The sequence below is a fragment of the Streptomyces cyaneus genome (genome assembly GCF_004028635.1).
In the GTDB taxonomy this organism is placed as follows: Bacteria; Actinomycetota; Actinomycetes; order Streptomycetales; family Streptomycetaceae; genus Streptomyces; species Streptomyces cyaneus.
On the sequence record NZ_RQJW01000003.1, the window covers coordinates 1267034 to 1279269 of the forward strand.

16 protein-coding genes and 1 riboswitch are annotated in these 12236 nt (G+C 70.8%); of the genes, 6 read left to right on the plus strand and 10 right to left on the minus strand.

Annotated elements, in window-relative coordinates; genetic code table 11:
* Positions 1 to 124 precede the first annotated feature (124 nt).
* Complete coding sequence (locus EHO50_RS14385) at positions 125 to 850, plus strand: lysophospholipid acyltransferase family protein (protein WP_128430461.1); 726 nt, start codon at positions 125 to 127, stop codon at positions 848 to 850.
* A 57-nt stretch (positions 851 to 907) separates the two neighbouring features.
* Here EHO50_RS14385 and EHO50_RS14390 read toward each other — a convergent pair whose 3' ends face one another.
* From EHO50_RS14390 to EHO50_RS14420, 7 genes are all read right to left on the minus strand, one after another.
* Complete coding sequence (locus tag EHO50_RS14390; protein ID WP_128430462.1) at positions 908 to 1687, minus strand: urease accessory protein UreD; 780 nt, start codon at positions 1685 to 1687, stop codon at positions 908 to 910.
* The gene (gene ureG, locus EHO50_RS14395) at positions 1675 to 2352 is read right to left on the minus strand and encodes an urease accessory protein UreG (RefSeq protein WP_128430463.1); all 678 of its coding nucleotides are present in this window, start codon (positions 2350 to 2352) and stop codon (positions 1675 to 1677) included. The genes EHO50_RS14390 and ureG overlap by 13 nt, the downstream gene beginning before the upstream one ends.
* 170 nt (positions 2353 to 2522) lie before the next feature.
* Positions 2523 to 3197, minus strand: coding sequence for an urease accessory protein UreF (locus tag EHO50_RS14400; protein ID WP_128430464.1), 675 nt, complete (start codon positions 3195 to 3197; stop codon positions 2523 to 2525).
* Between the two features lie 14 nt (positions 3198 to 3211).
* Complete coding sequence (locus tag EHO50_RS14405; RefSeq protein WP_128430465.1) at positions 3212 to 4933, minus strand: urease subunit alpha; 1722 nt, start codon at positions 4931 to 4933, stop codon at positions 3212 to 3214.
* Entirely contained in the window at positions 4926 to 5237 is a 312-nt protein-coding gene (locus EHO50_RS14410) for an urease subunit beta (protein WP_128430466.1), read from the minus strand. Before EHO50_RS14410 ends, EHO50_RS14405 begins: the two co-directional genes overlap by 8 nt.
* 10 nt (positions 5238 to 5247) lie before the next feature.
* Positions 5248 to 5550, minus strand: coding sequence for an urease subunit gamma (locus tag EHO50_RS14415; RefSeq protein ID WP_010355509.1), 303 nt, complete (start codon positions 5548 to 5550; stop codon positions 5248 to 5250).
* 89 nt (positions 5551 to 5639) lie between these two features.
* Entirely contained in the window at positions 5640 to 6290 is a 651-nt protein-coding gene (locus EHO50_RS14420) for a TetR/AcrR family transcriptional regulator (protein ID WP_128430467.1), read from the minus strand.
* 119 nt (positions 6291 to 6409) lie between these two features.
* Here EHO50_RS14420 and EHO50_RS14425 point away from each other — a divergent pair, with 119 nt between their 5' ends.
* Positions 6410 to 7393, plus strand: a complete 984-nt coding sequence (locus tag EHO50_RS14425) for an ABC transporter permease (protein WP_128430468.1) — start codon at positions 6410 to 6412, stop codon at positions 7391 to 7393.
* A 99-nt stretch (positions 7394 to 7492) separates the two neighbouring features.
* Here the strand turns inward: EHO50_RS14425 and EHO50_RS14430 are convergent, their stop codons facing one another.
* Complete coding sequence (locus EHO50_RS14430; protein WP_128430469.1) at positions 7493 to 7780, minus strand: type II toxin-antitoxin system Phd/YefM family antitoxin; 288 nt, start codon at positions 7778 to 7780, stop codon at positions 7493 to 7495.
* Between the two features lie 68 nt (positions 7781 to 7848).
* On the opposite strand from EHO50_RS14430, the gene EHO50_RS14435 reads away from it, so the two are divergent.
* The 3 genes from EHO50_RS14435 to EHO50_RS14445 all read left to right on the plus strand — a co-directional run bounded on the left by EHO50_RS14435 (position 7849) and on the right by EHO50_RS14445 (position 9828).
* The gene (locus EHO50_RS14435) at positions 7849 to 8484 is read left to right on the plus strand and encodes an ATP-dependent Clp protease proteolytic subunit (RefSeq protein ID WP_128430470.1); all 636 of its coding nucleotides are present in this window, start codon (positions 7849 to 7851) and stop codon (positions 8482 to 8484) included.
* A 7-nt stretch (positions 8485 to 8491) separates the two neighbouring features.
* Complete coding sequence (locus tag EHO50_RS14440; RefSeq protein WP_128430471.1) at positions 8492 to 8800, plus strand: hypothetical protein; 309 nt, start codon at positions 8492 to 8494, stop codon at positions 8798 to 8800.
* A gap of 418 nt (positions 8801 to 9218) precedes the next feature.
* Positions 9219 to 9351, plus strand: a riboswitch (cyclic di-AMP (ydaO/yuaA leader).
* Positions 9352 to 9354: 3 nt separating this feature from the next.
* Positions 9355 to 9828 (plus strand): C40 family peptidase, encoded by a 474-nt coding sequence (locus EHO50_RS14445; protein ID WP_128430472.1) that lies wholly within the window; start codon positions 9355 to 9357, stop codon positions 9826 to 9828.
* A 92-nt stretch (positions 9829 to 9920) separates the two neighbouring features.
* Here the strand turns inward: EHO50_RS14445 and EHO50_RS14450 are convergent, their stop codons facing one another.
* Complete coding sequence (locus tag EHO50_RS14450; protein ID WP_128430473.1) at positions 9921 to 10535, minus strand: LysE family translocator; 615 nt, start codon at positions 10533 to 10535, stop codon at positions 9921 to 9923.
* Positions 10536 to 10673: 138 nt separating this feature from the next.
* Between EHO50_RS14450 and EHO50_RS14455 the strand changes: the two genes are divergently transcribed.
* A complete protein-coding gene (locus tag EHO50_RS14455; protein ID WP_128430474.1) occupies positions 10674 to 11597 on the plus strand; it encodes a LysR family transcriptional regulator in 924 nt (307 codons plus the stop codon).
* Between the two features lie 3 nt (positions 11598 to 11600).
* On the opposite strand, the gene EHO50_RS14460 is transcribed toward EHO50_RS14455, so the two are convergent.
* Positions 11601 to 12059 (minus strand): ATP-binding protein, encoded by a 459-nt coding sequence (locus EHO50_RS14460; RefSeq protein ID WP_128430475.1) that lies wholly within the window; start codon positions 12057 to 12059, stop codon positions 11601 to 11603.
* Positions 12060 to 12236: the final 177 nt, after the last annotated feature.

Consider the following 12236-nt stretch of genomic DNA (forward strand, 5'->3'; position numbering starts at 1 on the left):
CGTCCGACCCGACCCGGTTCCGGCCTGTCACCCCTGCGCCTACACTGGCAGCCCCACGGCACGCCGGTTGACCTGCCAGAACGCGGCGGTTGGAAGTGACCCGCCGGAGTGAGGAGCGACCCCTTTGTTTTACTACGTACTTAAATACGTGTTGTTGGGACCTCTGCTGAGACTGGTCTTCCGCCCCCGAATAGAGGGCCTCGAGCACGTGCCGGCCACAGGCGCGGCCATCGTCGCCGGCAATCACCTGTCGTTCTCGGACCACTTCCTGATGCCGGCCATGCTCAAGCGGCGCATCACCTTCCTCGCGAAGAAGGAGTACTTCACGGGCCCGGGCCTCAAGGGGCGCCTGACCGCTGCCTTCTTCCGCAGCGCCGGGCAGATCCCGGTCGACCGCACCGGCAAGGAGGCGGGCCAGGCCGCGATCCGCGAGGGACTCGGGGTCCTGAGCAAGGACGAGCTCCTCGGCATCTACCCGGAGGGCACCCGCTCGCACGACGGCCGGCTCTACAAGGGCAAGGTCGGCGTCGCGGTGATGGCGCTCAAGGCCGGCGTCCCGGTCATTCCCTGCGCGATGATCGGCACGTTCGAGGCGCAGCCGCCCGGCAAGGTCATCCCGAACCTCCACCCGGTGACCATCCGCTTCGGCAAGCCCCTCGACTTCTCCCGCTACGCCGGCATGGAGAACGAGAAGGCGATCCTGCGCGCGGTGACCGACGAGATCATGTACGCGATCCTCTCGCTCTCCGAGCAGGAGTACGTCGACCAGTACGCGGCCGTCGCCAAGGCCGAGGAGGCCGCCGCCAAGGTGGAGAAGGAGCGCAAGTTCCCTCGGATGCCCATCAGTTGACGGGGCGGTAGCCGACCCGGAAGAACTGCCCGAGAGACCGGCGGCTCCCGGCGGCGCTCAGTCGAGGGACTCGAGCGCCGCGAGCGCCTCGTCGAGCTGTCTGCGCAGCCGCAGCGCGTCCGCCGCCACGGCACTCACCAGTGCGGCGGGGCCGGCGAGGGGCACGACGGCGGCGTTCTCCCCCAGCACCCGAGCCGCCACCGGTGCCTCGGCGAACTCGGGCCGTACGACGACGAGTTGCCCGACGGCCCGATGCCCGCCGAGCCCGGCCGGTCCGTCCCAGCCACCCGGCGCACCGGGCCCACAGGCGAGCTCCTGATCGAGAACAACCCGACCCGCGACACCCACCCGGATGCGGCTGCTGAGCCGCCCCGGCTCCTCTCCCACCCGCCCGAGCACCTGCTCCTCGCGCAGCACGAGCCGCCCCGCCGCGCCGACGTCGACGCGAGTGGTGACGTAGAGATCGCTGCCCCGGGCGGAGATCAACTGCTCGGGCAGCCAGTGCAGTTCACCCCCGTCGGCGACGGTGAGCCGTACGTCGTAGCGGGCCTCGCTCTTGCTCTGTCCCGGCAGCGCGATGGTGGCGGCCGCCGACCCGACGCGCAGCCGGGCGCCGGCCTCCACGTCGGCCTCCACGGTGAAGTGGTCGCCGCCGAGGGGCCCGCTCATCGCGCCGACGAGCACGACCCGCGCCTCGGCGCCGCTCCCCCGGGTCCGCCGGAGCGCCAGCGGTCCGTCGCCCTCGAGCACGGGCAGCGAGGTGCCGCCCCGGCCGTCGTCCCGGGCGACGATCCGCGCGAGAGCCCGTACTCCAGCTGCCACGGTCACGCCGTCCACGCCGCGAGCTGCGCCCGCACCCAGTCGGCGACGTCGCGCACGCCGGGCTCGCTGCGGAGCGACTGGAAGACGACCGGCAGCTCGGCCCGCTGTGCCTTGGCGTCGGCCGCCATCCGCGCCAGGTCGGAGCCGACGTACGGCGCGAGGTCGGTCTTGTTGACCACGAGCAGGTCGGCGGTGGTCACCCCTGGCCCGCCCTTGCGCGGAATGTCGTCCCCACCGGCGACGTCGATCACGAAGATCTGCGCATCGACGAGCCCCTTGGAGAAGGTCGCGGTGAGGTTGTCCCCGCCGGACTCGACGAGGATGAGGTCGAGGGGGCCGACCTCGTCCTCCAGATCCTCGACGGCTTCGAGGTTCGCGGAGATGTCGTCCCGGATCGCGGTGTGCGGACAGGCCCCGGTCTCCACGGCAGTGATCCGCTCGGGCGGCAATACGGCTTCGCGCAGCAGGAACTCGGCGTCCTCACGCGTGTAGATGTCGTTGGTGACGACGGCGAGGGAGAGCTCGTCACGCAGGGCACGGCAGAGCGCGGCGACGGTCGCGGTCTTACCGGACCCGACCGGCCCCCCGAGCCCGATGCGCAGGGCACGGCGCGATCCGTCGGGACGGTGAGCGTCAGCGCTGACGGCGGAGGGGCCGTCGTGAGAGTGGTCGAGGTGCACGGGGCGGCTCCTTCTGGGCGTAGGGCGGTGAAATCAGCCCGTCCGGCGTTTGAGGACAAGGCCCCTTCAGGGCCGAAGCGGGGTCTGGGGCGGCAGCCCCAGCGGCGGGGTCGAAGGGGCAGCGCCCCTGGGGATGGGATTGGGTAGGGGCGGCGGGGGCGAAGGAGCCCCTACGACGCGAACAGCCGTACAGCCCAAGCCGCATGCACCTCCGCCCCGATCTCCAGCAGCGGAGCGGAACCCGCGGGCAACTCGTCGATCCCGCCGTCGACCACGCGCCGGGCCGCCTCCACCGCCCGATCCGCAACGCGGTCCGACTCCGGCGCCAACCGAGCCAGCACGGCCGTAGCCTCAAACGGATCGAGACTCAGCAACCGAACCGTCGCACTCGCCGGGCCGCTCACACTCTCGTACGCCGCACAGTGCGCCGCATCGACCGCTCCCAGGCCGGCCGCCCGCGCCGCCACCCCGAGCACCACCGGTTGATGGGCCCCTTTGGGAAAGCGCCGAGCCAGGTCGTCGAGCTCCGCTGAAGGCCAGGTCGCCCGAGCGGCCCGCATCAACTGCCGCCCCAGCTTGCGCGCGGCGACCCGCAGGGCGGGCGACGGGGTGCGGGCATCGGCGGCCTCGTCCAAGGCCACCGCGTCGACCCCGAGCGCGGCAGCCGCGGCGAGCGAGGCCGCGACAAGGCCGGTCGTGTGCAGCCGCCCCCGGCAGAAGTCCTCCAGGCTCGCGGCCCCGGTGATCCGCCCCGCCTTGACGGCCTGCTCCGCCCCGCCGGAGTGCGCATGCCCCCCGGCGGGAAAGCGGCCGTCGGCCAGGACGAGAAGTGCTGCCCGTGACATCGACAACCCAGCCCTCAGAACAGGAAGTAACGCTGGGCCATGGGCAGTTCGGCGGCAGGCGTGGCCTCCACCAGCTCCCCGTCGATGTGCACGGCGAAGCTGTCGGGATCGACCCGCACCTCGGGCCGCGCGTCGTTCTGCCGCATGTCGGCCTTGGTGACCCCGCGCGTCGACTCGATGGCCACGAACCGCTTCCCGAGCTGGAGCCGCTCGGCGAGTCCGTCCTCGATCGCGAGCGGTGCCACGAAGTTGACCGAGTTCGAGGCGGGCGCCCGTCCGATCGCGCCGAACATCGGCCGGGGCAGGATCGGCTGCGGCGTCGGGATGGACGCGTTGGCGTCGCCCATCTGCGCGTACGCGATCTGCCCGCCCTTGATGACGAGGTGCGGCTTGACGCCGAAGAAGGCCGGCTCCCACAGCACCAGGTCGGCGAGCTTGCCGCTCTCGACGGAGCCGACCTCGTGGGAAAGACCCTGCGCGACCGCCGGGTTGATCGTGTACTTGGCGACGTACCGCCGCACCCGGTGGTTGTCCGCGCTCCCGTCCCCGGGCAGCGCGCCCCGCCGCCGCTTCATGACATGGGCGGTCTGCCAGGTGCGCATGACGACCTCGCCGACGCGGCCCATGGCCTGGGCGTCGGACGAGATGATCGAGATCGCGCCGAGGTCGTGGAGGATGTCCTCCGCGCCGATCGTCGACGGGCGGATGCGGGACTCGGCGAAGGCGAGGTCCTCGGGCACCGCCGGGTTGAGGTGGTGGCACACCATCAGCATGTCGAGGTGTTCCTCGGCGGTGTTGACGGTGAACGGCCGGGTCGGGTTGGTCGAGCTCGGCAGCACGTGCGGCTCGGAGACGACGGTCATGATGTCCGGCGCGTGCCCGCCGCCCGCACCCTCGGTGTGGTACGCGTGGATGCCGCGTCCGGCGATGGCGGCCAGCGTGTCACCGACGAAGCCGGCCTCGTTCAGCGTGTCCGTGTGGATCGCGATCTGGATGCCGGTCCGGTCGGCGACGGTCAGCGAGGCGTCGATGACGGCGGGGGTGGAGCCCCAGTCCTCGTGCAGCTTGAGGCCGAGCGCGCCGCCGCGGATCTGGGACAGCATCGCCTCGTGGGAGACGGTGTTGCCCTTGCCCAGCAGGCCGAAGTTGACGGGGTGCTCCTCCATCGCCTCCAGCATCCGGGCCAGATGCCAGGGGCCGGGGGTGACCGTGGTCGCCTTCGAGCCCTCGGCGGGTCCGGTGCCGCCGCCGATGAGGGTGGTGATGCCCGCGGCGAGCGCCTCGTCGGCGATCTGGGGGCAGATGAAGTGGACGTGCGCGTCGATGGCGCCGGCCGTGAGGATCCGCCCGTTGCCGGCGATGATCTCGGTCTCGGGGCCGATGACGAGGTCCGGGTGCACCCCGTCCATCGTGTCGGGGTTGCCCGCCTTGCCGATGCCGGTGATCCGGCCGTCGCGGATGCCCACGTCGGCCTTGACGATGCCCCAGTGGTCGATGATCACGACGCCCGTGATGACGGTGTCGGGCGTGCCCTCTGCGCGCGTAGCACGGGACTGGCCCATGGATTCGCGGATGACCTTGCCGCCGCCGAACACGGCCTCGTCACCGGCGAGTCCGGGACCGCCGGAACGGTCCTCCTCGATCTCGACCAGCAGGTCGGTGTCGGCCAGCCGTATGCGGTCGCCGGTGGTCGGGCCGAACAGATCGGCGTACGCGGCACGGGAGATCTCAGGCATCGAGGGCACCTCCGGTCTCCCCGCGCAGTCCGGGCACCACACGGGCGCCGGTGAGCGGGACGAGTTCGACGTCGACGGGGATCCCGGGCTCGAAGCGCACGGCGGTGCCGGCGGCGATGTTCAGCCGCTTGCCGCGGGCTGCGGCGCGGTCGAAGTCCAGACCGGGGTTGGCCTCGGCGAAGTGGTAGTGGGAGCCGACCTGGACGGGCCGGTCGGCGGCGTTGAGGACGGTCAGGCGGGTGACCTCACGGCCTTCGTTGTAGGTGATCGGGCCGTCGGCGAACAGGATCTCTCCGGGAATCATCGCCGCCCCCTCAGACGATCGGGTCGTGAACGGTGACGAGCTTGGTGCCGTCCGGGAAGGTCGCCTCGACCTGGACGTCGTGGATCATCTCGGGGATTCCCTCCATGACGTCGTCGCGGGTGAGCAGCTTGCGCCCGGAGGCCATGAGCTCGGCGACCGTACGGCCGTCACGGGCGCCCTCGAGGATGTGCGACGTGATGAGGGCGACCGCCTCGGGGTGGTTCAGCTTGAGCCCGCGGGCCCGGCGCTTCTCGGCCACGTCGGCCGCCACGTGGATGAGCAGCCTCTCTTGCTCGTGCGGGGTCAGTTGCACGTCCCACCTCACAGTCCTCGCTCCGGACCGTGCGGGGTCCGGTTGCCGCAGCCCCCGGGGCAAAGTCCCTGGTGGCGTGGATGGGCAGGCTAGTTGGACCGAGTTTCAAGCAAGTTAACCGAGCTGTGATCCTGCACGCTCATCAACGCCCGTAGACCGTCCCGCAGGATGTCGCTCGGCGTCGGCCCGAACAGGGCCTGCTGTGCGAGGAAGCCCATCGCGGCGGCCATCATCGTGCGGGCCACGTGGTCCGGGGACACGTCCGACCGCATCGTCCCCGCGTCCTGGTACGCCTCGACGATCCGCCCCCAGGCCTCCCGCACGGCGCCGTAGCCCTCGCGCAGCAGGCCCGCGAGCTCGTCATTGCGGAGTGTCTCCGTCCACACCTGGATGACCAGCCGTGGGAACGCGGGCTGCCCGTTCACGGTCAAGGACTCCTTGGAGGCGAGGACGCGGCTGAGCACCGAGGCCACCAGGAGGTCGGGAGGCGGGGGCGGGCTGCTGCGGGCCGCCTCCTCGAAACCGTCGCGGACCTGTCCGAGCACTTCCCCGACGATCGCGGCGATGAGCGCCTCCTTGCCGCTGAAGTAGCGATAGACGGCCCCCGCCGACAGATCGACCTCCTTCAGCACGTCCTGCATCGACGTGGCATGGAAGCCGTTGCGGGCGAAGCACAGTGCGGCGCCGTCGAGGATCTGCCGGCGGCGGGCGTCGAGGTGTTCCTGGGATACGCGGGCCATGACCGAAACGTAAAACGAACATTCCTTCTTGACAAGGAGCCGCATCCGCTGCACCGTGGCGACGTAACTAAAACGAACGATCCTTCTTTTTAGGCCCTCGGACCCCTCAGGGAGTTCCCATGTCCACCCGCCGCCTGATCGCGGTCGTCGTCCTCGTCCCCGTCCTCGCCGCCCTCGCCCTGTGGGCCTTCGCCTGGCCCGCCGCCCGCACCGCCCCCCGGGACCTGCCGCTCGGTGTGGCGGGACCGGCCGCCGCCACGGCCCAGGTGGAGAAGCAGCTGAACGGGCACGAGGGCGCGTTCGAGATCCACCGCTACGCAGACGAGGCCGCCGCCCGGGACGCCATCGAGGACCGGACCGTATACGGAGCGATCGTCGTCACGGCCCAGGGGCCCGAACTGCTGACGGCCTCGGCCGCGAGCCCGACGGTCGCCCAACTGCTCCAGCAGACGGTGGCGAAGCAAGCCGCCGCCGAGGGCACCGAGGTCAAGACGGTCGACGTGGTGCCCACACCCGAGACCGACCCGCGCGGCGCCGCCCTCAACGCGAGCGTCCTGCCGCTCGCCCTGGCCGGCATGGCGGCCGGCGCGGCGGTGACCCTCCTGGGGCTGCGCGGCATCCGCGCCGTCACCGCCCTGGCCGGCGCCGCCGCCCTGATCGGCGTGACCGCGGCCGCCCTCGCGCACAGCTGGCTGGAGGTCCTCACCGGCGACTGGTGGGCGGAGGCCGGGGTGTTCGCTCTGTCGACGCTGGCCGTGAGTGCCGCCGTGGCTGGACTCGCCGCCCTGATCGGGACCGCGGGCATCGGCATCGCGTCGTTCGTGGTGATGTTCCTGGGCAACCCGTTCTCCGGGGCTTCCTCGGCCCCGCAGATGCTGCCCGAGCCGGTCGGCGCGATCGGTCAGTGGCTGCCGCCGGGCGCGGGTGCGAGCCTGCTGCGCTCGGTGTCGTTCTTCGACGGCGCCGCGGCGACCGGCCCCGCTCTGACCCTGACCTGGTGGGCTGCGCTGGGCCTGGGCGCCCTACTGCTCGGAGGCGCCATGAAGTCCCGCACCCGGAACACCGAGCCCTCAAGGGACAAGGAACTCGCCGCCGTCGGCTGACCAGCCGTCCAGCCACACCCAACCGGCCGTGCGCCCCCGCTGCAGCGGACGGGGGTGCGCGGTCTCGTCGTTTCCGCGCCGGACTCCCGAGAAGGGCGGCTACGAAGGGCTCGACCCTCGATGTTCGGCAGCAATACCGAAGCGCTGCCGTTCGCGGGGAGCGGAAGCGACCTCGCGGACGCTGGAGACCGCGCTGATCACCTGTTCCTCGGCGAGCTCCGCCGGCTCCCCGAGCTTCTCGAGTCGTTCGAGGTCAGAGGCGGAGACAAGGGCGACGAGGGGCTTGCCGTGCCGCGTCACGACGACGCGCTCACCGCCGTACACCACGCGATTGATCAGTTCGGCGAGCTCAGCTCTGGCTTGCGTCACCGGAATCTCGTAGGCCATGCTCCCTACATTACGTCATGTACGTCCTGTACATTTTTTACAGGCACCCCGCCAAGGGAGCGTGAGCCATGACCCGACCGACCGCCCGCCATGTGCTGCCCGAGTTCACCGAGCGCACGAGTTACGGCACCAGGACGCAGGATCCGTACTCGAAGCTGTTGGAGGAGCGGATCGTCTTTCTCGGCACGCAGATAGACGACATCTCGGCGAACGACGTGATGGCCCAGTTCATGTATCTGGAGCACAAGGACCCGGGCCAGGACGTCTCGCTGTACATCAACTCGCCCGGCGGCTCGTTCAGCGCCATGACGGCGATCTACGACACGATGCAGTTCGTCACCTGCGACGTGGAGACGATCTGCCTGGGCCAGGCCGGGTCGGCCGGCGCGGTGCTGCTGGCCGCGGGGACTCCGGGGAAGCGCTTCGCGCTGCCGGGGGCCCGAATGGTGATCCATCAGCCGGGGCTGCCCGAGCCGGTCGAGGGCCAGGCGAGCGATCTGGCCATCCAGGCCGACGAACTGACGCGCATTCGGGCCCGGCTGGAGGAGATGCTCGCCCGGCACACCGGACGCAGCCGCGAGCAGGTGAGCGAGGACATCGAGCGGGACAAGATCCTCAGCGCCCAGGAGGCGCTGGAGTACGGGCTGGTGGACCGGATCATCCCCAGCCGCAAGGCCACCCTCGCCCCACCCACGGGGCGGTGATCGTCCGGTGCTTCCACCCGAGTTGCCCCCTCTGCCCGCGCTGACGCGCGCGGAGGGGGAGTTGATAGACCGTTATCTCGATGTGGTGGACCTGCTCGGCCGGATCAACCCGACACAGCACGGCGATACCTACCGCGGACTGCGCGCCGCCCAGGCGCTCGTCGGCAAGGCGGCCGAACTGCGGGACGCGCTGACCCTGATGCACCAGCGGGGCGAGAGCGAGCTGCACTCCCCCACGCTGGCGCGTGCGCTGCGCGTGCTGGACGGGGAACGCCGCACGGCTCGCGTCACGGTGCCGCCGCGCTCCGACAGTTGACGACTCGTCCAGACCGGTTCCGGACGCCTCGACCCACTGACGATGCGTCCGGATGGGACCTGAAACGGACCAAAAGACGTACCCCCTTTCGGCGTAGAAACCTGTCCTTTTGCGAGCCCCTCAAGTTGCGCAACAGACATGACCCAAAAGCGGAATGGAGTGCTCCGTCGCTGGTCCGGGACTCGTCGATCACCTGGACATCCGCTCATACACAGGGGTGTCCACCCGAACGGACGAGTGGTGAGTAACGCCACAAATCCCCGGTTCCGTTGGGTTTTTCGTTCATCCGTGCGTCAAGATCCCTGTCTGACGACAAGCCCCCGCCACAGCGGCGGGGCGGTCCGGGCGGACGCCGAGTCCTGCCGCCGCCCGGATGACCGGTCGACAGGAGTGGATCGGCAGGAGTGGAGGACCCGAGCAAGACGGGTCGCCGGAGCGGACGTTCGTTCGATCCGAGCAACCCTTGGGGTGAAGCCGTGGCAACGCGGCCGGGCAACTTCGCCAGCCCGAATCCGACAGGTCATCCTTCACAGGCGGCTGACGAAGGGTTGCGCATGACTGCGCTCAATCGTGTCCCGTCGCTCATGGTCCGGGCCGGTACGGCCTCGGCTCTCACCATCGCCGCAGTGGGCGGCTCGATCGTGGCGCCCGGCTTCGCCCCCGAGGCCGAAGCCGCCACGCCGGCGACGAAAGCACTTAAGATCGCGGCCTCCAAGCAGGGCTCCCCGTACAAGTGGGGCGCCACAGGCCCGCACAGGTTCGACTGCTCCGGGCTCACGTTGTACTCGTACAAGAAGGCCGGCAAGAAGCTGCCCCGTACAGCGGCCCAGCAGTACAACAAGACCCGCCACATCTCCGCGAGCAACCGCAAGGCCGGAGACCTGGTGTTCTTCCACTCGGGGTCGAACGTCTACCACGTCGGCATCTACGCCGGGAAGGGAAAGATCTGGCACTCCCCCAAGAGCGGGGACGTCGTGAGGCTGCAGAAGATCTGGACCAGGAGCGTGTGGTACGGCCGGGTCAAGTGACCTTCCCGGGGGCGTTGACGGCCGCCTGACGCGCCGTCAACGCCCCCGGGGCACCGGCGGCACGGACTGAAGGCCGTCTCCGTGAACGGCCGTCAGACGGCCAGCAGCGGCCCGGCGAGGAGTGCCACGCCGAAGGCCGTCAGCGCGGCGCCGGTGACGGTCGTGACCGCCCGTGCGGTGCGCGGCCGGCGCAGCCACCTGCCGAGCCGGTCCACCAGCAGGGCCACCACCTGGAACCAGACGAGCGCGATCGCCACCACGATCAGCGCGAGCAGCAGCGTCCGGGGCAGCGCCGGAGCGCCCGCGGGCACGAACTGCGGCAGCACGCTGAGGAACGTGAGGGACGCCTTCGGATTGAGGGCGTTGGTGACGAAGCCCTGCCGGAGCGGTCGCGCGGTGGAATCCTCCTGCGCGCTCTCCCCTTCGGTGCCCCGCTGCCGCAGCGTCTGGACACCCAGATACAGCACATAGATCCCGCCCACCACTTGGAGCGCGCGGAACAACGCCGGTACGGCGGCCAGGACCGCGGCGACCCCCACCACCGCCAGCGTCACATGGACCAGCAGCCCGGCGCCGATCCCGAGCGCACAGACGATGCCGGCCCGGCGGGAGACGAGGGCGTTGCGTACGACGACGGTGAAGTCGGCCCCGGGCATGGCGACCAGGCCGGCGGAGACCCCGGTGAAGGCGATGAGCTGAGCGTCCATGCGGCCAGCCTGCCGCGCCGGAGCCTTCAGCAGGTATTTCGAATATCCTGGGTACTCCTTAAGCAATGCTTTAGGCTGCTGCTTCAGACAGCCCGTCCGGCTCAGTCGCTCGGGCGCCGCACTCGAAGGAGACCCGCCGTGTACGACCCGACCCGCCTCGCCGCCCTGGTGGCGGTCGCCGAGGCGGGATCGATCACCCGGGCCGCCGAGCGGCTCGGCTACACCACGCCCGCACTCTCCCAGCAGCTGGCCAAACTGGAGCGCGAGGCCGGCACCGCCCTTCTGGTACGGCACCACCGCGGGGCTCGGCTGACCGGCGCGGGCGAGCTGCTGGTGGCCCGGGCGCGGCGGGTGCTCGACGAACTCGACCGGGCACGGCATGAACTGGCCCGGCTGACCGGCCTGACCGGCGGGACCCTCCGGCTCGGCACCTTCCAGACCGCCGGCATCCATCTGCTGCCCCCGGCCCTCAGCGCCTTCCGCCGGGCGCATCCGGATGTGGAGCTGACGGTCGCCGACTACGAACCCTCGGCCGGGGTCGCCGCCGTCGCGGCCGGTGAGGTCGATCTGGCGCTCACGCACACCTACGCACCCGGCAACCCGGTCCCCCTGCCGTCCTCCGTCGGCATCGAGCCGATCCTCGTCGAGGAACTGGTCCTGGTGTCCGCTCCGGGCCACGTCCTCACCAGCGGGGCCGCACGGCTGCCACTCGCCGAGCTCGCGGGGCAGCCCCTGATCAGCATGGCGCCGGACGCTCCGGCCCGGCGGGCGGTCGAGGCGGTGCTGGCCGGGGCCGGGGCCACGCCCTCGGTGCGGGTCCCGACGCCGGGATACCTCCTGGTGTGCGCGCTGGCCAGTGCGGGGCTCGGGGTCGCGGTCGTACCGGAGATGGTGGCGCGCACGTCGGTCACTCCGGTCGGGGTGCGGGCACTGGAGGGCGCAGAGCTGCGGCGTACGATCTCGGTCGCTTTCCGGAGTGACGAGGCGGCTCCCGCCGCGGACGCCTTCCGGGCGCTGCTGCGCGGCACGTTCGGGCGGGCCGGGCAGCCGTCACAGCCCTGAGGGTCACGGTTCCTGCTGTCCCGCAGCCGGCACCGGCTCCGCGGCCGCGGTCCACGGCAGTTCGATGGAAACGGTCTTGCCGCCTTCGCGGGTGGGCCGCACTCTCAGCTTGCCTCCGCACTCCGCGGTCAGCCAGCGGATGATGACCAGGCCACGGCCGTTGTCCTGCTGGACGGCGGCCGGCAACCGCTTGGGGAACCGCGGGTGGCTGTCGGTGACCCCGATGCGCAGGTGTTCGTCACGGTCGAGCTCGAGGTCCACCGTGAAGGTGGGTGACTGCCCGAGGGTGTGCTGTACGGCGTTGGTGGCGAGTTCGGAGACGATCAGCCGGATGGTGTCGGCCGCCTCCGTGTCCGGTGGCAGTCCCCATTCCGCGAGGGTGGTGACCACGTAGGACCGGGCCGCGGAGACCGAGGCGGGATCGCTCGGCAGAGTGACGGATGCTTCCAGGTGATCTGCCATGGCGACGTCGTCCCTTTCCCAACGGGACCGCAGTCCGACATGGAGCGGATGGTTCGAGTACGGTCCCGGACTGGTGCTTCGTCGCCAGACTGCCATTACCAGGGCCGTCAGGGTGCCGATCCACCAAGATATGCATATATCTGTCGCTCGAAGCGGTGAACTCTGCGACGGCAGAGC